This is a genomic window from Terribacillus aidingensis (assembly GCF_040703035.1).
GTDB lineage: Bacteria > Bacillota > Bacilli > Bacillales > Amphibacillaceae > Terribacillus.
Genome location: NZ_CP159996.1, coordinates 2035335 through 2057786 on the forward strand (window position 1 = coordinate 2035335; position 22452 = coordinate 2057786).

A 22452-nucleotide genomic window follows, 5' to 3' on the forward strand; every position below is an offset into this window, starting at 1 on the left:
CACTACTTCACCATCTTATGCATCAAATTCAAAAAGGTTGAAATAGAAAAAGCCGGCACGCTAAAAATTCGCTCCGGCTTTTTTCTCATATTGATGAATCGGGTAGCTTCCAAGTACCGTCAGACTGCAGCCCAATGCTGTAAGTTCCTGCTGGACGCCTTTAAAGAGTATATCCTCCGCTTCACATGTAACATCCATGATGAAAAAGTAATTTCCCAGTCCAGTTTTCATCGGTCTGGATTCAATCTTCGACATATTGATCTTCCGCCAAGCAAATGCTGCCAATACTTGATGCAGTGCACCTGCGTAGTCACTAGGAAGCGTTACGTACAAAGACGTTTTTCTGTTACTTCCTGAAACGATTGTTTCAGGAACCTTCGCTGCAGGGTCTGCCAAGATAAAGAAGCGTGTGTGATTATTTGCATAGTCATGGATATCTTCTTGTAAAATCGTCAGACCGAATTCTTTCGCAGCCAGTTCATTGCCGATAGCAGCGGCAGCCTCCTCCATTCCAGCAACCATCTCAGCCGCTGTACCAGTGGAGGAAGTAGCATGGGTAACTGCTAGCGGGAGCTTCGTATGCAAAAACTGATGACATTGTGCAATCGCATGACTATGGGAGTATACCGCTTCAATTTCACTTAACTCCATGACATCCTTTGTCAGTAAATGCTGTCTTATCGGAATGACAATCTCTCCGACAATCGGCAGTTTTGCTTGATGGATCAGATAATCCATCGTTATTGGCACCGTACCTTCAATCGTATTCTCGACTGGAACGACACAATAATCCATTTCCCCGTTTGTGACAGCATCCATACATTGCGGAATCGTCGCATAGCTATATGCTTCTTCACCAGGGAATAACGCATCTACTGCCATTTTCGTGAATGTTCCCTTTGGTCCTAGATAACTGATCTTCATATTCCTCTGCTCCCTTGCCTAAGCTTCCGAACTCAAAATCTCTACTTTATCTACATATGCTAAAGCTCTCAGTTCATCCAGCAGCGACTGGATATCGGTATGCATGCCAGCCGTATTCAATGATATGGTTACGTTGGCTCTTCCTTGCAGAGGTATCGTCTGGTGAATTGTCAGGATGTTTCCACCTGATCTAGCTACGATAGCCAATAGCTCAGACAGCGTACCAGTCCGATCCTCTAAGTGGAAGAATAGGGTAATCATCCGCTGCTTCACCATGGCGCGGAACGGGAATACCGCATCCCGATATTTATAAAACACACTGCGGGAAAGGTCAACCTGCTGCACTGCATCGAAAACAGAAGCAACTTTTTTTCGCTCCAGCAGTTCCTTTGCCTGTAATGTTTTTTTCATCGATTCCGGCAGTACATCACTGCGTACGAGGTAAAATTGTTCTTCCTTCTCTGCCATGCTATCCCCACCTTGGCTCACACAGAATCAATCTATAAATTCAAACTCAAGTTCCAATAGACGGATTATATCGCCGTCTTTGGCTCCTCGCTTGCGTAATGCTTCATCTACGCCCATCGCGCGCATCTGTCTAGAAAAACGTCTTGCAGCTTCATCTCGATTGAAGTCCGTCATCTTGAACAGCTTCTCGATCGTTTCTCCATACAAGACGAATGCTCCATCCGGATCGCGAGTGATTTCGAATGGTTTCTCGGATTCCTCGAAACGATACACAACACGCTCTGTCTGTTCCTCGACTGGCTTTTCGGTTTTCGGAATCTGATCCAGTTTGTCTGCAATTGCGTACAGCACATCCTGAAGACCATCTCGTGTAATCGCTGAAATCGGGAATACGTCAATATCTGCTGGTACCTTCTCTTTGAAAACGACCAGGTTTTCTTCTGCTTCCGGAATATCCATCTTGTTTGCGATGATGATTTGCGGTCGAGTTGTCAGGTCCTCATTATATTTCTTGAGTTCCTCATTTATCGTCACATAGTCATCGTACGGATCGCGACCTTCAGTCGAAGCCATGTCGATTACGTGGACAATAACACGAGTACGCTCTACATGGCGCAGAAACTGATGTCCCAGTCCAATCCCTTCATGTGCTCCTTCGATCAATCCTGGCAAGTCAGCAAGTACGAAGCTGCGCTGGTCTTGCGTTTCCACAACGCCCAGGTTAGGAGCAAGCGTCGTAAAATGATAATCCGCAATTTTCGGTTTTGCTGCACTAACGACAGATATGAATGTGGATTTACCTACACTCGGGAAGCCGACTAGACCGACATCCGCGATCAACTTCAGCTCAATCTGCAGATTTCGCTCCACACCTGGTTCACCATTTTCGGCAAAGTCAGGAGCAGGGTTACGCGGTGTAGCAAACCGTGAATTTCCACGACCGCCGCGGCCGCCTTTCGCTATAACTGCTTCTTGTTCATGTTTCGTCAAATCCGCAATTACTTCTCCCGTATCTTCGTCACGAACAAGCGTACCTGGTGGTACTGGCAAGATGAGCGGCTCTGAATTTTTTCCGTGCTGCCCTTTACTCATACCATTTTCACCGCGTTTTGCTTTGAAATGGCGCTGATAACGGAAATCCATTAATGTGTTCAAACCTTCGTCAACCTTGAAAATGACATCTCCGCCATTTCCTCCGTCTCCGCCTGCTGGACCTCCAAGCGGAACATATTTCTCTCTGCGGTAAGCAACTAAACCGTTACCGCCATCGCCTGCTTTTACAAATACTTTGACCTGATCTACAAACATGGTTTCACCTCATATATTGCACGCCAGTACGATGGTACAGCGTGATTTCTTCTCTGGCAATGATTCGATTTTCACTTCCCGGACACATTCCTTCTGGCCGATCAATTGTAAATTATCCCAGCCAGTAAACGTTCCGACAAATGACATTTCTATGACCGGCTCTTCCTGCCGCGTCTTTACATGGAGCAAGCCTTCATACAATTCCATCTCTTGTGCACTTTCACTTAATGCATCCACTACTGTTTCTAAGTTTTCTCGAATCCTCTTGTCATATTCCCAAATCTTCGGTATAGGCTCGTCCACTTGGAATTTAATCCGAAACTGAGAGTAGGTCCAGTTGAAAGAGAGAATCCAGACAAAAGTCTCTGGAATGTTCAGATTGGAGAGCTTTCGCTCCTCATCTGCCAAGTGAATGGCTTCCTCGATTTTTTCCTGTACCTTTTCATCCTTACCTAATTTAGAATAGCTATGTAGGAGTTGGAGCCGATTCATCCATTCATGGCGTGTAAATCCTAACAGCGTCATCACTTCATGATATTCCAACCGTATTCCTCCTTTACGAAAAAGAAGTGGAGAGGGCAACTCCTTTTTCATACTCAACAATATGTGGTGCAATAGATGTGGATTAGAAAAAAAGACTCTAACCCGAAGGCTAGAGTCTCTCTTCAAACATTAAGCTTCTTGAGCTACCGGATATACGCTGACCTTTTTACGGTTACGGCCATAGCGTTCGAATTTAACAACACCATCGATCTTAGAGAACAATGTGTCGTCTCCTCCTTTTCCAACGTTTGTTCCTGGGTAGATTTTCGTACCGCGTTGACGGTAAAGAATGGATCCGCCAGTTACAAACTGACCATCAGCGCGTTTTGCGCCTAGGCGTTTGGATTCAGAGTCACGTCCGTTTTTGGAGCTACCAACACCCTTTTTGGATGCGAAAAACTGCAAATCTAAACGTAGCATAGTGGTGCACCTCCTTATTGTTCGATGATTCTTATATGCTTGCCATAGTCCTGTTCAATCGTTTGGAGCGAGACGAGCATGCCTTCCAGCAGAAGAGACGCTTTATCAAGCTGCTCCTCAGACAATTGATCGGGAAGTACTACATGTAGATACCCACCGTCGCCGCCCTGCTCTACCTCTGGCTCAAACTCACCGAGAACGAAAAGGCTGTTCACTGCTCCAAAGCTTACTGCCGAAACAGCTGCACACACAAGATCATAGCCATAAGGGCCGCTCTCCGCATGTCCGCTAAGCTCAAAGCTGTGAATATCTTCATCGACACGGTTTATTGTAACAGTTATCATGGTTCGCCTTACGCGTTGATTTTGCCGATTGTCAATTTAGTGTAAGGTTGACGATGGCCTTGTTTGCGTTTGTAGTTTTTCTTCGCTTTAAACTTGATCACGTTGATCTTTTTAGCGCGGCCTTGCTTCTCAACAGTTGCAGTAACCGTCGCACCTTCAACGAATGGAGCACCGATTTTAACATCGTCGCCACCAACTACCAATACTTTGTCAAAAGTAACTTCCGCACCGTTCTCTCCGTCCAATTTCTCAACGTAGATAGTTTGTCCTTCTGTTACTTTAACTTGTTTTCCACCAGTTTCAATAATTGCGTACATGTAACGCACCTCCTCTTAAACTCAGACTCGCCATCACAGGCGCTCGTAAGCTTGAAACCTGATCTGCGCGGTTGTAGCACGGGTGCTAACCTCGTGTAACATACTGATGTTATCATACTTCAAAAAAGATTGTCAAGACTATCTAACCCATCTCTTCTTACAGTTTCCATATCTGTCTCCGTAAGTTTGAGTTCATTTGTATCCTGGAAATTCACAAATACGGCTTCATAGGCAGGATTGCTGCCTGTCAGCTTAAGAAAATGATTGATCTGTTCCTTTCTGCCTGAGAGAAGATATGTCTTGTCTGCTGACAGACTAATGATTTCCCGTTCAAGCTGAAAACATTTCGTCTCAAAGGATAAACTTCTGAGGATCGGAGCTTGCAGCTGTTCCATTAAGGACGGCCGTTCTCGTTTCCGCGACATTTCCAAAAGGCCGAGCTTCGTAAATCCATAGACTTCCGTCCGCTGTGTATCCTGCTGGAGTGCTTGCCGAAAAGTTTGCAAAACAGCGCGCTGTTGATCCGGCCGTTTCATGGATACAAAATCTATCAGTATGATCCCTGACAGATTGCGCAATTGAATTTCCCGGGCAATTGCCTTTGCCGCCAGCTGATTGACCATGACAGCTGTCTGGTTCTTATCCGAATGACCTGTGTAGCCGCCACTGTTTACATCAATGACCGTCATTGCTTCTGTTTGATCGATATGCAAGGTGATGCCTCTGTCAATACTCGTAATCGGCGAAACCAGACGGTCCCAAAGTACAGACAGTGGCTGAGGCAGGAGTGTTTCTGCCTCTCGTTCCCACCTGATCTTCTCGCTAAGCTCTGGATACTGCTGGCGAAGCTGTCTCGCTTCGAACCCATCATCTACCACGACCTCACCTAAAGTTCCTGGTGGAAAGCGACGGAGCAGCTGATCCGGAATAAGAGCATCTCGGTAAATAACCGCAGGCGGATTAGCTTTCTGTGTTGAAAAAGCACGCCACTTATCTCGAAGACGCTCCAGTTCTTCTAATAAAACTTCTTCTGATAATCTATCTGCTTCTGTACGTACAATGACACCTTCTCCTGGTGTCAGGAGATCCGTCATCTGTGCTTTCCATTTAGCTGCTCTCTCTTCCGACAATTTCTTAGATACAGCTACGTAGTTCCCATCCGGCAAATAAACGAGGCCGGTCCCCGGAATAGTGATAATAGCGGAAAGCTTCGCCCCTTTTGTACCATAGGCGTCTTTTTGTACTTGAACGTAAAGAGCCTGTCCCTCCTGTATTACCTGCTCGATACGGAGCGATTGATCTTGTTTGCATGCTGGAACTTCCTCACGCTGCAAAAATCCTTGCCGGTCTTCACCATAATCGACGAAGGCCGCCTGCAGGCCGTGATCCACATGCCGTATAATTCCTTTATAAATGCTTCCAACTTTCGAGCCCATACCCGGCCGATCCAAGAACACTTCCTGCACTTGGCCGCGCTGCACTGTTAAAGCTGCTTTTTCTGTTCCTTTGAAAAACATATATAATGATAGCATTGCTTTCCTCACTGTCTGTTTTGTTGCAGAATATCCGCCACTGTACAATGTGCCTGCTTCCGCTTGAAGTACATATCACTGCATTGCTGTTCGTCCAATAATGCATTTTTCCCCTTCACTACAATTATATGCCGCCTGTTTCTCCTGTATTGTGACAGTACATCCAGGAGAGCTGTTTCCGATGTAGCAAAAATCGGCGTGCTGATCCCAGCATTCGTCCCGTATGTAGCACGCTGCAGCAGGAAACGCAGAAAGACATAATAGCGTCGTTTCCATTCTAGCCGATTTTCCCACAATAGAAAACAGAGAAGGCTGACTGTACTCAATGTAAATGGCATGGCCATGCACACATACAGAAGAACAGCTGTACCGATCATCCAGCTGACAAGGATAAGAGTGGTATGAGCCTTCCGGTAGGGCATTTGCAAGGACAGTAATAATCCAATCAGTTTACCGCCATCAAGCGGCCAAATAGGCAGCAGGTTAAAAAGAAGAATGGTCGTATTATACATATAAGCTGTCTCCAGTACGGATTGCGGTATAGATATAGCAGAAAGGCTGTATAGCGCCGCATACAGAATTAGGTGGACAGCTGGTCCTGAAAGAATCACGATTGCTTCTTCCAGAGCCCTTCGATTTCCTTGTTCGTCGGTTTCCATCACACCGCCGAAAACCCATAGCATGATACGGCGGATACGCCAGCGAAAATGACGTGCCGCCAAATAATGTCCCATTTCATGCAGCAGTACTATGATGAATAGAATAAGTACTTCCATAAGCATCCCGGTCAATACAGCAAGCAGCAGGAAACCCCAGAATACCGGATGTAAGTGAATCGGCGGCAGCCAATTATGGCGCGTCAACTTCTGCCTCCTGGATCGGATTCAAATACTTATTCCCCTGCTGCAAGGCAAAATAGACAGACTGGGCATTTTCTGCATTCGGTACAAATTCACCTATCTTTTCATTGGCCCCGATTCTCTGGTATTGATTCACCTCAATAGCATGCAAATGGCCGTAGATACTTTTGCTTTTATCTGCATGCTGGAGAATGATGGTCTTACCTGTATCTTGATCATTCCCTGCGAAAATGACGATCCCTTCGTCAACTGCTACCACATCGGATTGCTGCGATGATTCGATTAGAATACCCTCTTTTGATTCTTCAAATGGCTGCACGACGGTTCCATTCACCGGCATCGCCTGTGCTTCTACAGTATCAGTACTATCACCACCAGGGCTTAGTGCCACTGGATCGCCGAATCTTTCCTGATACCAGCTATTCACAGTAGCGAAAGGAAACTCTTCCGTCAATGCTGTCAGTACTGTTGCCTTTGTTTTTTCGATAATCGGATGGTCAGCTTGCAGGTAGATGGCCGTACCAAAGAACAGACTGGCAGATACGATCAGCCGCAACATGAATCGAGAAGCAAATTTCGAATTATCCTGCGAATTCGGCGGATCATATTTTGGATGCGGCGGGAACCCATGAGATTCTTCTTCATCCACTGGAAATGATCTAACTGTATTTGCCATGCCTTTCTGAATTTGTTCCCCTTTCAGACGTTTACGTTCAGCAATTCCTTTCCGTACCGAATGCAGATTCTTGCCCATAATAAGAACCCCTCTCCCCTTCTTTGTACAAGTCTATGAAGAAAGAGGACGAGTTATTAAAACAAGAGAAAAAAGCCTCCCAATAAGGGAGGCGATACATTACTTCGGTCTAGCAGCTAAAAGGAAACGATGCTGCCGAACGTTTAAATAACCATTTTTCTCTATAAAAAGATGCATCTCGAACAAAGCATCTCGATAAGCATCCACTGTGAATTGCGCACTTGCCAAGGAATAGCCTTCAAATAGTAGATGACTGCTCCTATGTCATAAAAACGCATGGACGGAAATGCTTCTGCCGACTCTAGTATGGTAAACTGATCTTCCAGTTCCTCGACAGCTGTCTGCAGACTCCAATTTTCGAAATCCGGGTTGAGCGGCGCTCCCAGGAGTTGATTGAGTTCTTTACAATCAGTACCTCCTACTTGTTGCGTAAGGAAAATGGCGTTTTGTTTCAGCACTCTCCATACTTCGCTTACATCGTAAGATTCATGTTTGTTCAGTATAACCTCAAATGATTCATCCAAGAATGGCAATTGGTCATCTTCCTTTATTTGGACGACATCTACTCCTAATGGTGAAAGTCTGTTTCTGGCGATTGGTACATTCGGCGGATAGCTCTCTGTCGCCACGGTGTACTCCGGAAGCGGCAGCAGCTTAGACAGAAACTCTCCCCCGCCGGTTCCCATATCAAGTGCACTCCCGGCACCGTAAAGATATTTCCGTGCTTTACTGCCATAGGACCATGGCAAAAGTTCATATTGAACTCGGCCTGTATCCTCGACATAAGAAAAATCCCATCCTGTGAAGGCTTTGACGCTGTCTTCCAATAACAAATTAAATAACTCCATCGTTCTCCTCCTTTACTTGTGGGCTAGCGTTCAAGTAAATCAGGGAGGAGAGCGTATATTGTAGCTGCCCCTTTAAGTTATGGATGATACTCCTTGTTCATAGTCATCCTCCTTTTTCCTAATTATAACAAAAAAAGACCAGCAATTTGCTGATCTTCATTGATAATGCATTTTCGGAACAGGCAGCTGCCATTTCCGATGGAAGGAAAAAATACGCAGGAAAATGATGGCTGCAAACAAAGCATAAAGCAAAATGGGATGATCAGAAGCTCCAAGCCCAATGACAAGTCCCGCCAACGCAGCCCAAGTTCCGTAGATTTCCGCTTTGAACACATATGGCTTCCTGCCGGCCAGTACATCTCGAAGTATGCCGCCTCCGCTTCCCGTCAGGAATGCAGCAACCATTATGGCAAGCAGACTATGATCAAGACTAGCAGCATGCAGCGCTCCTTGTATGGCAAATGCCGCCAAACCTATTGCATCAGCATACAAACCTGCCTTTTTCCATGAATAGCTCATCAGCTTTGGGAAAATCAAAATGATGGTAATGGAAATAAGTGAAATATAAAATAAAGTCGTTTGGGACCATAAATAAGAGACTGGCAATCCGATTAATAAATTACGAATCGCTCCTCCGCCAAATGCAGTCACAAAACCTAATATATAAACGCCGAACACATCATACTTCTCGTCCATGGCGACGAGGGCACCACTTATTGCGAAAGCAGCAGTACCGATAATACTGAAAATATCCCATGTCATATTGTACATTCCCCTTGTTTGTAATGGAAATAAAAAAAACTCGTAACTCTTACCAGAGCTACGAGTTTACCATAAGTTCATTTACTTTTGGAAAAAAGTTTTTTCAACCGGCTGAACATGCCTTTTTCACTCTCAAAGCTCATAAGCGGCACTGACTCACCTAGAATGCGTCGTGCGATATTGCGATAAGCAATACTCGCTTTCGTATTCGGTTGAAAAGCAACCGGCTCCCCGTGATTGGCAGCTTTGATAACCTCTTCATCGTCTGCAACAATACCGAGCAAGTCGATCGACAGTACTTGGACAATTTCATCCACTTCCAGCATGTCGCCTTCTTGCACCATATGGTTACGGATCCGGTTGACGATCAATTTAGGAGGTTCGATATCCTCCTGCTCCAGCAAGCCGATAATGCGGTCCGCATCACGTACACTCGGTTTTTCCGGTGTGGTGACGACAATCGCTTTATCCGCTCCTGCTACAGCATTTTTATAGCCCTGTTCGATACCGGCCGGACAATCAATGATGATGTAATCGAATTCCGGCTTCAGCTCGGCTACGATTTTTTCCATCCCATCGGGTGTCAAGTCCGTTTTATCGCTTGTTTGGGCAGCTGGCAGTAAGTAAAGATGATCGAAACGCTTGTCTTTGATCAACGCCTGTTTCAGCGCACATCTGCCGACAATTACATCGATGATGTCATAGATGATTCTATTTTCAAGGCCCATCACAACATCAAGATTCCGCAGACCGATATCCGTATCAATCAAACATACTTTTTTCTCCATCAGTGCAAGCGCTGTTCCCAGATTGGCAGAAGTAGTCGTCTTTCCTACTCCTCCCTTACCGGATGTAATAACGATTGCTTCACCCATTTAACATTCTCCTCTCGAAACTGCTGATGCCCGGACGTTTGCGGATTACTGCCTGCAAACGGTCAATGATAATCTTTTCCTGTTCATCATCGATATGTCCGCATTCCATATAAACACCATCTGTCTCATGATCGGGCGCGCGGCTGATATAATCCGCTATCCGAAGCTGAGTCGGATTCATATAGGAAGCAGCGATGACAGCATCAGCGTTGCCTTCCTTGCCCGCATGCGCTATCCCGAGCAGATTCCCCATGACGAAAATATTTCCGGTAGCTGTCACACAGCCTCCGGGATTCACATCACCAAGCAGCAGTAAGTCACCCTTTACTTCCAGAACCTGACCAGAACGGACGACGCGGCTGACAGCCTTCACTTCCGCTTCTTCCTTCCACTCAGTCGCCGCTTGTTTCGTAATGACATCAGAATGGATGGATTCTATTTTTAATCGCTGTTTACTCGTAATCATCTTACGGAGGGTTTCCTCCTGCTCCTTGTACAAATACCTGTTACCTAATTGAATATGTACACCAACAAGGTGATCAGCCGAATCAATACGATTAGCAGCAAGCTTCTCTTCCAATTCCTTCAGCAATTCCTCGAAAGAGCAGGCATCATCCATATGCAAGGACAACCCTTCCCGGGTACCTTTTATCGTGATAATCTGTTTGTTTCCAATCAAGATGGTCACCTCCGTTCCTCGTCTGATTTTCTTCTCTATAAGCTAGTCGTTCTTCTAAGCTGCGAATCGGACCATTTCTGCAGAGGCTTGTGGAAAATCAGATACAAGATTACAAGCATGATAAGGTTGGCGCCAAGCGTCGGCAAGAGGCGGTGCAATAAATATGTACCGAATCCCAGCGGCGTGATGCCAATTAAATGATAGATAAAATAGCCGATTATATCGGCGAAAACAATCGACAGCATCCCCAGCACTGCAGCTACAAGGATATTCCCATGCAGCACTCTGCGCAGTTCCAGGATCAAGTAGATGCTGAATCCATATGTGAACATATAAACACCAAGCATATCTGTATAGACAATATCCTTCAGAAGCCCGAAAATAAGTGCATATAACAGACTGTAATACGAATTATCCAAGTCATAAAGCATCGCGATCAGTACAAGGAACAAAAGACTCCAATGTGGAATCAGCCAAGTGTCACCGCCAATGAACTGCTCTGGCAGCATGGCGGTGGCAACTCCTTCAAAACAAACGATCAAAAGCATAATCAGGGGCAAGTATAGCTTTTTCATCACAGACCCTCATCTCCGTTACTTGACGAGGCGTCTTCAGATGCAGCATCTACCACAATCACCTTTTCAATGTCATACAAGTCAGCTGTTGGTTTGACATGGACAGTTTGAGACAAACCATATTGGTCCAATTCAACAGAATCAACTTCCCCAATCGGAAGTCCTTTCGGGAATACACCACCCAGGCCAGAGGATAGAACTGTAGAACCTTTCTTCACTTCCAGTTCAGGTTTCACACCTGTAAACAGCAACATACCATCTTTCTCATCATAGCCTTCGATCAAGCCGAAGATTGTATCCTGTTTTTCACCGTCTTCGTTCTCTCCACCAGATATCTGAGCAGAAATACGGTTAGTCTCGTTGAACCCACTCAACAATTGTACGGAAGAAGTACTGCGGCTGACGTCCTCGATTTTTCCAATCATGCCACTGGCTGTCATGACAGCCATGTTCGTCTCGATGCCATCGTCAGATCCCTTATCAATCGTCAGCTGGTCAAACCAGCCTTCTGGACTGCGTACGATGACATCAGCTGGAATGGGATCGTAATCCATCGATGTGTACTGATTGAAAGAATCATTGGTTGCTTTCAGGTCGTCGTACTGCTTTTCCAATTCCTGATAGCGGAATTGCAAGCCTTTGTAATCGTCTACTTTCGATTTAAGCACCTGATTTTCTTCGTAGGTGTTCTTAAGATTTTTAATATTCGTCACTACCGTAGAGGTGAACTGTGCAGGTTTGGAGAAGATATTCTGCACAAACCCTACGGTATCACTGATTATTTGTTCTGGTAATGTCTGGCTGCTCCGATCCCTGGTTGAAAAACCAATCAATCCGACTAGGATGATGATCGCAATCAGGAATAAGAACATCCTTTTTTTCTTAAAGAAATTCATAATTCACCCAACTTAATTTTTAGTAGCTTTGGAAAACACATGTGGATGCGAACGGAAATGCTCGATGAATTCAAGTGATTTACCTGTACCGATTGCTACACTGTCAAGCGGATTTTCCGCAACGAACACCGGCATTTTAGTTTCTTCGCTGATAACGCTGTCCAAGTTGCGAAGCAATGCGCCGCCACCAGAAAGAACAATACCGCGATCCATAATATCAGCAGCCAATTCAGGCGGTGTTTTTTCAAGTGTAAGTTTCACAGCATCCACAATCGCACTGACTGTGTCGGCTAAAGCTCCTGAGATTTCCTTCGCGCTCACACTGATTGTTTTCGGAAGACCAGTCAGCAAATCGCGTCCGCGAATTTCTGTTTCTTCATCTGCCTCCGGTACACCAGCATGACCAAGATCCATCTTCAATTGCTCTGCAGAACGTTCCCCGATCATCAAGTTGTACGTTTTGCGGATGTAATGGATGATTGCTTCATCCATATCGTCTCCGGCTGTACGGATCGATTGGCTTGTAACAATACCACCTAAGCTGATGATTGCGACTTCTGTCGTACCGCCGCCGATATCAACGATCATACTTCCAGTCGGTTCCCATACAGGAAGACCAGCACCGATTGCAGCAGCGAAAGGCTCAGCAATTGGGAAAGCATCCTTTGCACCTGCTTGTTTTGTTGCGTCGATAACCGCGCGTTCCTCAACCATTGTGATACCTGATGGCACACAAACCATTACGTTAGGCTTCTTTGCGAATGAAGAGCGATTACGCTGTGCCTGTTTGATGTAATACTTCATCATTGTCGCTGTTGTATCGTAATCCGCGATGACGCCATCCTTCATCGGACGGATGACACGGATATTTCCTGGTGTTCTGCCAATCATATTACGAGCGTCGCCGCCAACTGCCTCTACCTGGCCTGTTTCTACATTTGTCGCCACGACAGAAGGCTCACGGACGACTACGCCTTTTCCTTTTACAAAAACCAATGTATTTGCTGTGCCCAAGTCGATGCCCAGGTCTTGTGAAAAACTGAATTTCGCCACAATTAATTCTCCTTTTCCGAGTCCGTTCGTGTTTCAGCAAAGCTGTTACTCAGCAGTGCATACTTTTCATATATTGTCTCATTATGTTGTACTTTATCATATCAGATATTAAATCCAATAGACATCGTTGCAAGGTAATAAAGCATACCATCAGAAGAAGCGCCAGCTAGTAAGGTGTACCATGCTAGGCGCTTCTCTACAAAGCTAGTTCCAATTATACGAGAAAACCAAAAAAATAGATAGTAATTACAAGTATCCTTTTTCCTTCAATGAAATAAACTTTCGGTCACCAATGACAAGATGATCCAAAAGCTCGATCCCGATCATCTTCCCACACTCCAGCAATCGCTTTGTCACATGGATATCCTCCTGTGAGGGGGAAGGATCACCAGAGGGATGATTATGAGCACATATAATGCTGGCAGCAGAACGACGGACAGCTTCGCGGAATATCTCGCGGGGATGGACGATGGAGGCGTTGAGGCTGCCAATGAAGATCGTCTGACGATGGATGATATGATTCTTCGTATTGAGAAATAAGACGACAAAATGCTCCTGGCTTAGATTGCGCATTTCTTCCATTACATAATCTGCCCCGTCCTTTGGGCTTCGGATCGTGTAACGTTCTGCCGGCTTGTATCGATACAGCCTTTGCCCAAGTTCGATTGCAGCCAAAATAAGCACTCCTTTTGCAGTACCAATTCCTTTAATAGCTGTCAGCTCCTCAATGGTCGCATCACGCAGGAGCTGCAAACCTTCAAAATGCATCAAAAGCCGCTGCGCAAGCAATGTGACAGACTCGTCCTTGGTTCCGCTTCCTAATAGGATGGCGAATAATTCTGCATTGGACAAATGCGCAGGTCCTAGCTCCAGCAGCCTTTCCCGTGGACGATCCTCCTTTGGTACCGATTTTATCGCCATTTCAGTATGCAGCAAAAAACCGCCTTCCTTCTGACTCGGATTCCTGTGTGGCTGACAGGTTACGAGAAGCTTATCGGAAGACGGCGCACTATTCAAATGGCTAAATAGAAATTTTAATAAGTTTCTCTATAGGATAATGAAGTAATTAGATCAAGAAAATCAAGTTCATTGACCTTCAGCTGCTAGAGTGGCAGCTTCATGCCATACCGGCAGCAGCATACTAGCTGTAAATGTCCCTTGCTCCATAGCGCTGACTGCTTCATCAGATACTGCTTTGACACTCTTCGCTTCTGCAGGGATTTTCTCCTGCCATGCTTTCCAAAGAGCCGCATCCTGGTTATCCCCTGCTGCAAGCAAAACAGCCAGCTCGTCCAGCCAAGCACTGCTGGCAGCCTCGACTCCAGGGTCCCATTGCTTCACATAGCTTTCATATCCTTGCGCCTGCAGCTGGGAGCCAAGTGTGTCAGCTTCTTCCTGCGAACCTGCCATACCTGTCAACAAGAAGAACTGGCCGTTCTTTTCCCATAATACTGCCGGGATCCCTGCATCAGCATATTTTTGTACAACATCCTGCCCGATATCTTCTTGATTATAGACGCCGCCCTGCACAACGTAAGCTGTCAGATCACCAAACGCTCCCGCGTTAGCAGCGGCTTCCTTTGTCGCGATCGGGGCCGCCACACCGCTTGTCTCCGATTCAATACCTGCTGTATAACGTAGCAGCAGGAATCCTAACACAACTCCTATGAGCGCAGCACCAAGTGCAGCTGCAGCCAGCTTCTTCGCAAAAGGAGACAAAGATACTGCATTTTTCTCTGATTTCTTCTTATTCAGCTGATCCAATACAGGAACATCCTTTTCGACCGTTGCCGCCGCTTCTTCGTCATAAAGTGTGTAGCTTCCCTCACCGATCATCTCTTCTTTTGACTGCTGCTGTTGTTTCTTCGGCTTCTTACCGCCAATCTTGACGGAAAACCCCTTTTTCTCTTCCATCCTGGCACCTCTTTTATGATTGATTGGCTCAACTCTAGCACAGCTAGTAATAGAAGTAAGAGAAATGCTGTCGAGACAAAAAAAGAGTGTTCGACAGGATGAACCTATCAAACACGCTTTTCTACGAATTAAGATGCAGGATTATAAAATACCCGTAAAGATATCGTTGCAATATAGCTGTTTTCCGAAGCATTTGTCACGTCGATTTGTTCTATTTTATTCACAAAGTGATGTAAAGATTAATTGACTATACCAACACACAAATGTTTCACCGTGAAAATATGAAAATAGTGCTGCAGCTAAAATATATGGACCAAAAGGAATTAATTGGTTCCTCTTTATAACATTTATATAAAGAAGGAAAATACTAATTATGGCACCTAATATTGATGCAAATACAAAGGTAAGCAGAATGCCTTTCCAGCCAAGTATATAGCCTAGCAGTACAAATAATTTTAAGTCTCCACCACCCATACCACCACGGCTTAATAGAATGACAAGGAAAAGTAGGATAAACGCAAAGAATGATCCGATTATGGAGTCCCACCATGGATCCAATGGAGTAATAAATCGAAGAATGATGAATAGAGGGAGGAAAAATAGAAGGACTTTATTTGGAATGAGTAGAAATCGCATATCCGTCACAAATAAAATTGCACCGATTGATACCAATAGAAGAGCCAAACCGAGATCCCATCCTATACCGAACAAATAAAAGCTATAACCAAAAAGCAGACCGGTTGCAAGCTCATTCAAAGGATAGATAAGTGAAATATTCTGTTTACAGTTTCGACATTTACCATGTAATATAAGAAAGGAAATGATAGGTATCAGATCATATGGTTTAATTTGCTGCTTACAGTCCGGACAAATTGAACGTTCTGCCTTAAACATTCTCTCCTCAAGTATTCTCATACCCACAACATTGTAGAATGACCCGAACAAAGCTCCTAGAACAACGAAATAAATCAAGAAAAAAACTGACATGGATCCACTCCTTTACAGAGATTACATGATAAATCACTTTCTAAGCATTTCTGTGCCTCCTTTAATAATTTATTAGACTGCTCGCATATAACTTCCAATAAATTGTACCAAACTCTATTTAAAGGTTTTTAGATTAAGCTCAAATTTTACATTAATTACACAACTTACGTAGAGCCAATCTTAGTAACAGAGAACATAAATCCCTACATCAGTAAATCGCTTGCATTCTTATCAAATAGAAAAGACCTATCCCCCAGGGATAGGTCTTTCCTATATCCTTCTTACTCCACTACAAACTCAAAATCAGCAGTGAACTTCACATCTTTACCGATCAATACGCCGCCGGTTTCAAGTGCTGCGTTGTAAGTCAGTCCGTATGCTTCACGGTTGATTTTTCCTTCCACTTCGAAGCCGGCGATTGTGCTGCCGTCCATTGGGTTTTTGGAAGTGCCGTTATATTCTACTTTGAATGTTTCTTCGTTCGTTACGTCTTTAATTGTGAAGTCTCCAGTGATTTCGAATTCATCATCGGATAATTTCTTCACGGATTTGCTTTTGAAAGTCATGGCAGGATAGTTCGCTGCGTCGAAGAAGTCTCCGGATTGCAGGTGGCCGTCGCGGTCCGCGTTGCCTGTGTTGATTGTAGCTGCTTGGATTGTTGCTGTAACGGATGAGTTATCCATATCATTCAAGTCTCCGCTGAATTGTACGTCGAAGTCTTCGAATTTCCCCTTTGCTTTGGAAACCATCATATGTTTCACCGTAAATGAGATGCTGCTGTGTGCTTTATCCAATTTCAAAACTGCCATGTTTGTTCCTCCTCAGTGGTATTCCTTTATTAAGTTACTTTACGTAAGTAACTATATATTAATCACTTCGTTACGTCAAGCATTACTTTATAAAAAAACATTCCTTTTACGAAGGAATGTTTTCAGGCTTTTGATTCAGTTCATGGTAGATGCTTACTCGATTCCGCCCTTTTTGTTTGGCACCGACGTACATCGCGCGATCTGCATGCCTGACCAATTCCAAGTCATCTTCACTATTCTCCGGATAAGATGCTACACCAACACTGACTGTCATATTCAGTGAAACTGTCTGACCAGAATCTAATGTATTTTTTGTTTGGAAAGGCTGGGCAGTAATACTGCGCCATAGTGTATCTGCTACCTCAGCTGCTTGAGCGGAACTGCTTCCTGGTAAAATGACTGCAAATTCTTCTCCGCCATACCGTGCCAGCACTGCTTCCCCTTCCACAGCTTTTTCTAATCTGTCAGCAACCTCTCGAAGAATGTCATTTCCAGCTTCATGTCCATACGTATCATTCACTTGTTTGAAATGATCCAAATCCATCATGATCAACGATACAGGACTTTCAGGCGCACCCTCCTGAAATAGCTCCTTGAGTGCATCATCAAAGTAACGGTAGTTATATAAACCGGTTAATGCACATCGTTCACTGATCTGCTTTGTTTGTTCATAATGCTGTGCATTGAGCAGGCTTACAGCCATGAAATTCGCCAGCAGCTCAATCAGCATGAATTGATACTTCTCATAGATGTTCCGTTGTTCAGACAAAAGAACAAGGATACCTATTATTTCATTATCACGTTCTATCGGCAAACACATAAGACTTTCGCTATCGATTGGTGCTGTAACTTTCCATTTGTCAGCCCATTGTTTTCGTTTCCCATAGCGGACACCGGTGCCTTTTTTCCATACGAAACCAGCTATTCCTTCGCCTTTTTTCTTCCAATCACCTTGGTTGTAGAAGGAGCGCTTTTTCGGATCATACAATCGGATTAATTTCAGCTCCTCGCCATCTGTTACATCATACAGATAGGCTTGATCAGCCGGAACGAGCGATACTATCCGTTCCATAAACAGATCCAATGTCTCTTTCACATTTAGTTGGGCCGTTAATTCGTGCCCCACTTCACTGACATTACGAAGATGTTCATTCATACTGCTGCTTCTGTAATAGAGACGCAATATATAGGATGTACTCACAATTGAAAAACCAATAAAGACAACCGCGACTCCACCAATCTGATGATAAAGAACGTGCAGAAGCAATGCAGCCGGCAGGATGTAGATAGTCGTCATGAACTCCCAGAAAAAACTGCGTTCAAAAAACTTATCTCTCTTTCCGTAGATATATCTTCTTGTCAGCGTTATCAGGATATGGTTCATCATGAACAGTGTCATGGAGTATGCAAGAATGCCAATGATATGCAATGGTGTTTCCAATGCTTGAGCAGCGTCTCCCGGGAGGTCGAATAAACGATATACTCCCGCAGCAGATACACTCATAAGGAAGAACATTAGGTAATTCAGTGGTATGCGAAATAGGTCTTGTTTAGTCATACGCACTTGCAGCAGCACAATTGTGACACTGATGGAGGTAATGATCAGTTCCAAGAACAAACCAAAATTCAAATAAATGACAAGCGTAATACCGTTGAGGAAAAAGACTGGAATTTGGTTTATCATGATCGGAAAAAGCGCCACAATAATCGCCAATGCGGTGAATGCTCCTAAATCAAGCCAGTTCAAATCATCCAAATTTGTCTGTCGATAGATTAGAAAAAGGGAAGCCGGCCAAATGATAGCCCAAGCTACCCAGATCCATCGTTTCTTGCTGCTATTAACCATCTAGCTTCTTCCTTCCTATTACCCGCACAAAAATATTCAGATAATTTAAACTACCACATTTTTCTAATTTGAACAATATAGTTTCTGACTTGGTATATAAAATGCAGGGAACCTGTGACAAAATAGATTGTGTCTGTTTGGTAGTCTCCATAAATCTGCTTTACCCACTCCTGCCAATCGGCAACAACTTCCACTGCCGGAAATGCTTCTGACAAAGTCTCCAAATTTGCTGCACGTGGATGATCGAAAGTAGTCAAAGCAATGTTAGGTGTAATTTCTTGAAGCTGCTGTATCATTTGTGCAAACGGCTTGTCCTGAAAAGCACTGAACATGACTTCTATTTTCTCATTCGGGTAATTTTCCCTAACCGTTTCAATGAAAGCAGTCATACCTTCTGCATTGTGAGCTCCGTCCAGGATGATTGTAGGTGCGTTTTCCACACGTTCAAATCTACCTGGAAGCTGCACCTGGCTTATAGCTTCCTTCACTTTACCCGAATCTAGCGAGATTCCCTTCTCCTGCAGCAAACGACATGCCTCGGTCGCAAGCGCAGCATTCACTCGTTGATGAGCGCCTTTCATCTGTGGATCTATATGAAGCCGATCAGCATCCTTGGCGTCTATCCAAGTAATCTTTACACCTGCTCTATTCGCCTGGTTCTCTATAACTGCTCTTGCCTCAACTTGTGTTACTGCACTGACGATTGGAGCTCCCACTTTGATAATACCTGCCTTTTCCTCAGCAATCTTTTCAATCGTATCCCCAAGGAAACGTTGATGGTCCAGGCCGACATTGGTAATAATGCTGAGTAAAGGCTGACGCAGCACATTCGTCGCGTCACCACGTCCGCCCATACCTGCTTCTATCACACTAATATCAGCATGCTTTGCAAGGTAGGAAAAAGCGATACATACGTGAATTTCGAATTCACTCGGATGATTGTCCTGCTGGTCCATCTCTTCTATAGTAGAAAGTAGTGCATTACATTCCGCGATGAACTCCTTCTCACTTATCCATTGGCCATCTACTTGAATGCTCTCCAGGAATCCGCCAGGGGTTGGGGAAATGAAACTGCCTGCTTTATATCCGTTATATGTAAGTGCTTGGGCTAGATAAGTCGACGTCGATCCTTTGCCATTCGTTCCAGCTATATGTATACTTTTCATTCGACGTTCGGGATTGCCTGATGCCTGCAGCAGCTGCTGCACCCGATGCAGTCCCGGTTTGATGCCAAGATGTCTGCGGCTGGCTAAAAAAGCTTCCGCTTGTGCTAGGTTTGCAAACATAAAGCATCTCCTTCCATGTATAATTGACTATTATATCAAACTAGTTTGTGCTGCCACTATAGAAATAATTTCTTCATTTGTTGGGCATCACCTAAAGAAAGGAACTACAGTTATGGCTACACCGAAACTTGGCTGGGTCATTTATAACGGCCATCTTGGCGGTAAGAAGTTTCTCGATTTTGCGGAATGGATACAGCGCGCTGCCAATGCCCAGAATATTGACATGAAAATCATTAAAAATAATGCGTTGCTAGGTATGGTTGGAGCAGACAACAGCCTGCTTAAGGAAGAACAGCAGCTGCCGGACTTTGTCGTTTTCAGCGACAAGGATATTCCGCTTGCTCAGCAGCTTGAAGCAATGGGAATTCCACTATATAATTCCAGCAAATCGATCGCCGTATGTGACAATAAGATCCTTATGTATCAAGCATTAGCTGAAGCAAGCATTAGAATACCAAAAACGATTATCGCACCGAAAATTTTCCCTGGTACAATGCCAATACAATTGGATTCTTTTGAACCTGCAATGAAGGAACTTGGCTTTCCAATGGTCGTTAAGGAAGCTTTCGGGTCCTTCGGAGAACAAGTATATCTGATTCATAATAAAGAGGCATTACATCAGAAAATCACCGAAATTGGCACTAACCCATTCGTCTTACAGGAATATATCCAAACAAGCCACGGCAGAGATATACGAATCAATATCGTCGGCGGCAAGATTGTCGCTTCCATGATTCGTACATCGGAGACGGATTTTAGAGCCAATGTTTCACGCGGAGGCAGTATGCAGCAGTATACACCAACAGAAAAAGAGTCCGAGCTTGCTATTGCAGCTGCCACAGCCGTTGGAACTGATTTCGCCGGGGTAGATTTGCTATTTGGTCCCGGAGGAGAACCGCTTGTATGTGAAGTGAATTCCAATGCGCATATTCGTTCTATCTACGACTGTACAGGTGTAGATGTAACGGAATCAATCATCTCTTACATTAAAGAGGTGCTTTCATGAGAGGTTGGCTGATATACGATCGAGTGAATGCAGAACGTAATTCGACTTTTATTGATTGGTTCCTTGAGGAAAGTGATTTGCTGAACATAGATTTACAGGTCATCTACACAGACGACATTCATGTGGTACTCCAAAATGGACAAGTAGTTGTACATACAAAAGAAACACAGGAGCCCCCAGACTTCAGTATCGTGCGGACTATCGATCCGTTGTTGACCGCACAGCTGGAGCAAGCGGGTATTGCCTGCTTTAATAATAACGAGATTGCAGCTCTTACTAACGACAAAATTAAAACTCATCTCGAACTTGCAAAACTGGATATCCCGATGGTGGACATGCACTTTCAGACTAATGCCCCTCTACCTCAGCCGCCGCTAGACTTTCCTTTTGTATGGAAAACAGCCAGTGGCCGTGGCGGAAAAGAAGTTCATTTAGTTGAAAATGAAGCACAGTATAACGATTTACAGCTGCAATATACAGTTCAGTCTGTCCTCATGCAGCAGTTAGCACCAAGACCAGGAAAAGATGTACGTGTTTTTGTGATCGGAAAGGAAATCATAGCTGCTGTACTCCGCAGCAGTAAGCAGGATTTCCGAGCAAACTATACTCTGGGAGGAAGCGCTTCTCTTTATACATTGAATACATCAGAGCAAAAGCTTGTCCAACGCATTGTCGATCATTACGACTTTGGCTTTGTCGGCATCGATTTTCTATTCGATGAAAATGGTGGCTTATTGTTCAATGAGATTGAGGATGTTGTCGGAAGCAGAACATTAAGTGCAGTAAGCGATCTGAATATCGTCCGACTTTATTTGGAATATATACAGCAGCGTATGGAGGGATGACGTTGTATGCGATAATAGGTTATTTTGACGGCTTAACCGAAAATAACATAGTGAAGTTGTGGGAAGAATTGCGTGAAAAAGAAATCACTGATTATCCTTTTCGGCGTAAGGGACACTGCCCCCACCTTACCTTCTCATCCTTCACTGAACTTAGCCCAGGTTTGTCACAAAAGATTGAGCGGTTACGAATTTCTACGAAGCCCTTACCTTACGTTTTAGACTATTTGGCAGCTTTATGAGAAGTGATTCGTTTCTGCTGCTTCCCGATCCGAGCAGCGCATTAACAGAGTTACACCGGGAAATCTGTAACTTGCAAGCTGTACCTTCTCTTTACACACTGGAAAATTGGATTCCGCATATGACAATTGCCAACCATCTTAACCCAGATCAACAGTCAGCTGTTCAGCAGCTGGCACAGCAGAGGATGTATCCTTTTTCAGGAACCTTGACCAAATTAGCAATTATACAAATTACTGAACGAGAAGTAATTGAATTACAGATCTTTTCATTATAGGAAGCTGCTTGCTAGTAAAGCAGTCCCTCATACACTCAATTGTCTTAATGTTTTGAAAATGATTGTTTGATCTGATTTAATTAGCCT

General features: G+C 44.4%; 24 protein-coding genes, 2 pseudogenes and 1 other annotated feature. Of the genes and pseudogenes, 3 read left to right on the forward strand and 23 right to left on the reverse strand.

Annotated features, from left to right (window positions below):
* Positions 1–60: 60 nt before the first annotated feature.
* From pheA to ABXS78_RS10915, 23 genes and pseudogenes are all read right to left on the reverse strand, one after another.
* Positions 61–924, reverse strand: a complete 864-nt coding sequence (pheA, locus tag ABXS78_RS10805; RefSeq protein WP_366247238.1) for a prephenate dehydratase — start codon at positions 922–924, stop codon at positions 61–63.
* Positions 925–942: 18 nt separating this feature from the next.
* Entirely contained in the window at positions 943–1392 is a 450-nt protein-coding gene (locus ABXS78_RS10810) for an ACT domain-containing protein (RefSeq protein ID WP_038561641.1), read from the reverse strand.
* A 27-nt stretch (positions 1393–1419) separates the two neighbouring features.
* The gene (obgE, locus tag ABXS78_RS10815; protein WP_366247239.1) at positions 1420–2700 is read right to left on the reverse strand and encodes a GTPase ObgE; all 1281 of its coding nucleotides are present in this window, start codon (positions 2698–2700) and stop codon (positions 1420–1422) included.
* 9 nt (positions 2701–2709) lie between these two features.
* Positions 2710–3243, reverse strand: a complete 534-nt coding sequence (locus ABXS78_RS10820) for a Spo0B domain-containing protein (protein ID WP_176465681.1) — start codon at positions 3241–3243, stop codon at positions 2710–2712.
* Positions 3244–3372: 129 nt separating this feature from the next.
* On the reverse strand, positions 3373–3663 hold the full coding sequence (rpmA, locus tag ABXS78_RS10825; RefSeq protein WP_038561650.1) for a 50S ribosomal protein L27: 291 nt from the start codon (positions 3661–3663) through the stop codon (positions 3373–3375).
* Between the two features lie 14 nt (positions 3664–3677).
* Positions 3678–4007, reverse strand: a complete 330-nt coding sequence (locus ABXS78_RS10830; RefSeq protein ID WP_095222411.1) for a ribosomal-processing cysteine protease Prp — start codon at positions 4005–4007, stop codon at positions 3678–3680.
* Positions 4008–4015: 8 nt separating this feature from the next.
* Positions 4016–4324: a 50S ribosomal protein L21 gene (gene rplU, locus ABXS78_RS10835; RefSeq protein WP_038561656.1), complete on the reverse strand. Its 309-nt coding sequence runs from the start codon at positions 4322–4324 to the stop codon at positions 4016–4018.
* Positions 4325–4337: 13 nt separating this feature from the next.
* Positions 4338–4407: a sequence feature (ribosomal protein L21 leader region), on the reverse strand.
* A gap of 36 nt (positions 4408–4443) precedes the next feature.
* Positions 4444–5856: a ribonuclease E/G gene (locus ABXS78_RS10840; protein WP_366247240.1), complete on the reverse strand. Its 1413-nt coding sequence runs from the start codon at positions 5854–5856 to the stop codon at positions 4444–4446.
* 8 nt (positions 5857–5864) lie between these two features.
* On the reverse strand, positions 5865–6719 hold the full coding sequence (locus ABXS78_RS10845) for a M50 family metallopeptidase (protein WP_366247241.1): 855 nt from the start codon (positions 6717–6719) through the stop codon (positions 5865–5867).
* Entirely contained in the window at positions 6706–7470 is a 765-nt protein-coding gene (locus ABXS78_RS10850; RefSeq protein WP_366247242.1) for a M23 family metallopeptidase, read from the reverse strand. Before ABXS78_RS10850 ends, ABXS78_RS10845 begins: the two co-directional genes overlap by 14 nt.
* Positions 7471–7569: 99 nt before the next feature.
* Positions 7570–8318, reverse strand: a pseudogene (locus ABXS78_RS10855) (methyltransferase domain-containing protein).
* A gap of 156 nt (positions 8319–8474) precedes the next feature.
* Positions 8475–9080 carry a trimeric intracellular cation channel family protein gene (locus tag ABXS78_RS10860; RefSeq protein WP_366247243.1) on the reverse strand — a complete coding sequence of 202 codons (606 nt, stop codon included), beginning with the start codon at positions 9078–9080 and terminating at the stop codon, positions 8475–8477.
* A gap of 77 nt (positions 9081–9157) precedes the next feature.
* The gene (gene minD, locus ABXS78_RS10865; RefSeq protein WP_095222405.1) at positions 9158–9955 is read right to left on the reverse strand and encodes a septum site-determining protein MinD; all 798 of its coding nucleotides are present in this window, start codon (positions 9953–9955) and stop codon (positions 9158–9160) included.
* Positions 9948–10634: a septum site-determining protein MinC gene (minC, locus tag ABXS78_RS10870; protein ID WP_095222404.1), complete on the reverse strand. Its 687-nt coding sequence runs from the start codon at positions 10632–10634 to the stop codon at positions 9948–9950. The genes minD and minC overlap by 8 nt, the downstream gene beginning before the upstream one ends.
* Positions 10635–10669: 35 nt before the next feature.
* Entirely contained in the window at positions 10670–11209 is a 540-nt protein-coding gene (gene mreD / locus ABXS78_RS10875) for a rod shape-determining protein MreD (RefSeq protein ID WP_366247244.1), read from the reverse strand.
* On the reverse strand, positions 11209–12105 hold the full coding sequence (mreC, locus tag ABXS78_RS10880; RefSeq protein ID WP_366247245.1) for a rod shape-determining protein MreC: 897 nt from the start codon (positions 12103–12105) through the stop codon (positions 11209–11211). Before mreC ends, mreD begins: the two co-directional genes overlap by 1 nt.
* A 12-nt stretch (positions 12106–12117) precedes the next feature.
* The gene (locus ABXS78_RS10885; protein ID WP_366247246.1) at positions 12118–13158 is read right to left on the reverse strand and encodes a rod shape-determining protein; all 1041 of its coding nucleotides are present in this window, start codon (positions 13156–13158) and stop codon (positions 12118–12120) included.
* Between the two features lie 246 nt (positions 13159–13404).
* Positions 13405–14079: a DNA repair protein RadC gene (radC, locus tag ABXS78_RS10890; RefSeq protein ID WP_095218269.1), complete on the reverse strand. Its 675-nt coding sequence runs from the start codon at positions 14077–14079 to the stop codon at positions 13405–13407.
* Between the two features lie 165 nt (positions 14080–14244).
* Positions 14245–15072: an SPOR domain-containing protein gene (locus ABXS78_RS10895; protein WP_366247247.1), complete on the reverse strand. Its 828-nt coding sequence runs from the start codon at positions 15070–15072 to the stop codon at positions 14245–14247.
* A gap of 216 nt (positions 15073–15288) precedes the next feature.
* Positions 15289–16059, reverse strand: a complete 771-nt coding sequence (locus tag ABXS78_RS10900) for a prepilin peptidase (RefSeq protein ID WP_366247248.1) — start codon at positions 16057–16059, stop codon at positions 15289–15291.
* A 281-nt stretch (positions 16060–16340) separates the two neighbouring features.
* Positions 16341–16868 (reverse strand): YceI family protein, encoded by a 528-nt coding sequence (locus ABXS78_RS10905; RefSeq protein ID WP_366247249.1) that lies wholly within the window; start codon positions 16866–16868, stop codon positions 16341–16343.
* A gap of 106 nt (positions 16869–16974) precedes the next feature.
* Positions 16975–18714 carry a sensor domain-containing diguanylate cyclase gene (locus tag ABXS78_RS10910; RefSeq protein WP_366247250.1) on the reverse strand — a complete coding sequence of 580 codons (1740 nt, stop codon included), beginning with the start codon at positions 18712–18714 and terminating at the stop codon, positions 16975–16977.
* A 50-nt stretch (positions 18715–18764) separates the two neighbouring features.
* Positions 18765–20000 (reverse strand): folylpolyglutamate synthase/dihydrofolate synthase family protein, encoded by a 1236-nt coding sequence (locus tag ABXS78_RS10915; protein ID WP_366247251.1) that lies wholly within the window; start codon positions 19998–20000, stop codon positions 18765–18767.
* Positions 20001–20112: 112 nt separating this feature from the next.
* Between ABXS78_RS10915 and ABXS78_RS10920 the strand changes: the two genes are divergently transcribed.
* The 3 genes and pseudogenes from ABXS78_RS10920 to ABXS78_RS10930 form a co-directional block, all read left to right on the forward strand.
* The gene (locus ABXS78_RS10920; RefSeq protein WP_366247252.1) at positions 20113–21006 is read left to right on the forward strand and encodes a RimK family alpha-L-glutamate ligase; all 894 of its coding nucleotides are present in this window, start codon (positions 20113–20115) and stop codon (positions 21004–21006) included.
* The gene (locus ABXS78_RS10925; protein WP_366247253.1) at positions 21003–21851 is read left to right on the forward strand and encodes an ATP-grasp domain-containing protein; all 849 of its coding nucleotides are present in this window, start codon (positions 21003–21005) and stop codon (positions 21849–21851) included. Before ABXS78_RS10920 ends, ABXS78_RS10925 begins: the two co-directional genes overlap by 4 nt.
* 208 nt (positions 21852–22059) lie before the next feature.
* Positions 22060–22365 (forward strand): annotated as a pseudogene (locus tag ABXS78_RS10930) (2'-5' RNA ligase family protein); the annotation flags it as partial.
* Positions 22366–22452: the final 87 nt, after the last annotated feature.

What these genes read in the sequence shown, in the direction of transcription:
- ABXS78_RS10905 (WP_366247249.1), bottom strand. Translation starts at nt 16,868, where the DNA reads ATGGCAGTTTTGAAATTGGATAAAGCACACAGCAGCATCTCATTTACG.
- mreD (WP_366247244.1), bottom strand. Translation starts at nt 11,209, where the DNA reads ATGAAAAAGCTATACTTGCCCCTGATTATGCTTTTGATCGTTTGTTTT.
- ABXS78_RS10850 (WP_366247242.1), bottom strand. Translation starts at nt 7,470, where the DNA reads ATGGGCAAGAATCTGCATTCGGTACGGAAAGGAATTGCTGAACGTAAA.
- ABXS78_RS10860 (WP_366247243.1), bottom strand. Translation starts at nt 9,080, where the DNA reads ATGACATGGGATATTTTCAGTATTATCGGTACTGCTGCTTTCGCAATA.
- radC (WP_095218269.1), bottom strand. Translation starts at nt 14,079, where the DNA reads ATGGCGATAAAATCGGTACCAAAGGAGGATCGTCCACGGGAAAGGCTG.
- ABXS78_RS10915 (WP_366247251.1), bottom strand. Translation starts at nt 20,000, where the DNA reads ATGTTTGCAAACCTAGCACAAGCGGAAGCTTTTTTAGCCAGCCGCAGA.
- ABXS78_RS10900 (WP_366247248.1), bottom strand. Translation starts at nt 16,059, where the DNA reads ATGTCAGTTTTTTTCTTGATTTATTTCGTTGTTCTAGGAGCTTTGTTC.
- ABXS78_RS10910 (WP_366247250.1), bottom strand. Translation starts at nt 18,714, where the DNA reads ATGGTTAATAGCAGCAAGAAACGATGGATCTGGGTAGCTTGGGCTATC.
- ABXS78_RS10840 (WP_366247240.1), bottom strand. Translation starts at nt 5,856, where the DNA reads ATGCTATCATTATATATGTTTTTCAAAGGAACAGAAAAAGCAGCTTTA.
- pheA (WP_366247238.1), bottom strand. Translation starts at nt 924, where the DNA reads ATGAAGATCAGTTATCTAGGACCAAAGGGAACATTCACGAAAATGGCA.
- ABXS78_RS10830 (WP_095222411.1), bottom strand. Translation starts at nt 4,007, where the DNA reads ATGATAACTGTTACAATAAACCGTGTCGATGAAGATATTCACAGCTTT.
- ABXS78_RS10895 (WP_366247247.1), bottom strand. Translation starts at nt 15,072, where the DNA reads ATGGAAGAGAAAAAGGGGTTTTCCGTCAAGATTGGCGGTAAGAAGCCG.
- mreC (WP_366247245.1), bottom strand. Translation starts at nt 12,105, where the DNA reads ATGAATTTCTTTAAGAAAAAAAGGATGTTCTTATTCCTGATTGCGATC.
- ABXS78_RS10920 (WP_366247252.1), top strand. Translation starts at nt 20,113, where the DNA reads ATGGCTACACCGAAACTTGGCTGGGTCATTTATAACGGCCATCTTGGC.
- rpmA (WP_038561650.1), bottom strand. Translation starts at nt 3,663, where the DNA reads ATGCTACGTTTAGATTTGCAGTTTTTCGCATCCAAAAAGGGTGTTGGT.
- rplU (WP_038561656.1), bottom strand. Translation starts at nt 4,324, where the DNA reads ATGTACGCAATTATTGAAACTGGTGGAAAACAAGTTAAAGTAACAGAA.
- ABXS78_RS10925 (WP_366247253.1), top strand. Translation starts at nt 21,003, where the DNA reads ATGAGAGGTTGGCTGATATACGATCGAGTGAATGCAGAACGTAATTCG.
- ABXS78_RS10810 (WP_038561641.1), bottom strand. Translation starts at nt 1,392, where the DNA reads ATGGCAGAGAAGGAAGAACAATTTTACCTCGTACGCAGTGATGTACTG.
- minD (WP_095222405.1), bottom strand. Translation starts at nt 9,955, where the DNA reads ATGGGTGAAGCAATCGTTATTACATCCGGTAAGGGAGGAGTAGGAAAG.
- obgE (WP_366247239.1), bottom strand. Translation starts at nt 2,700, where the DNA reads ATGTTTGTAGATCAGGTCAAAGTATTTGTAAAAGCAGGCGATGGCGGT.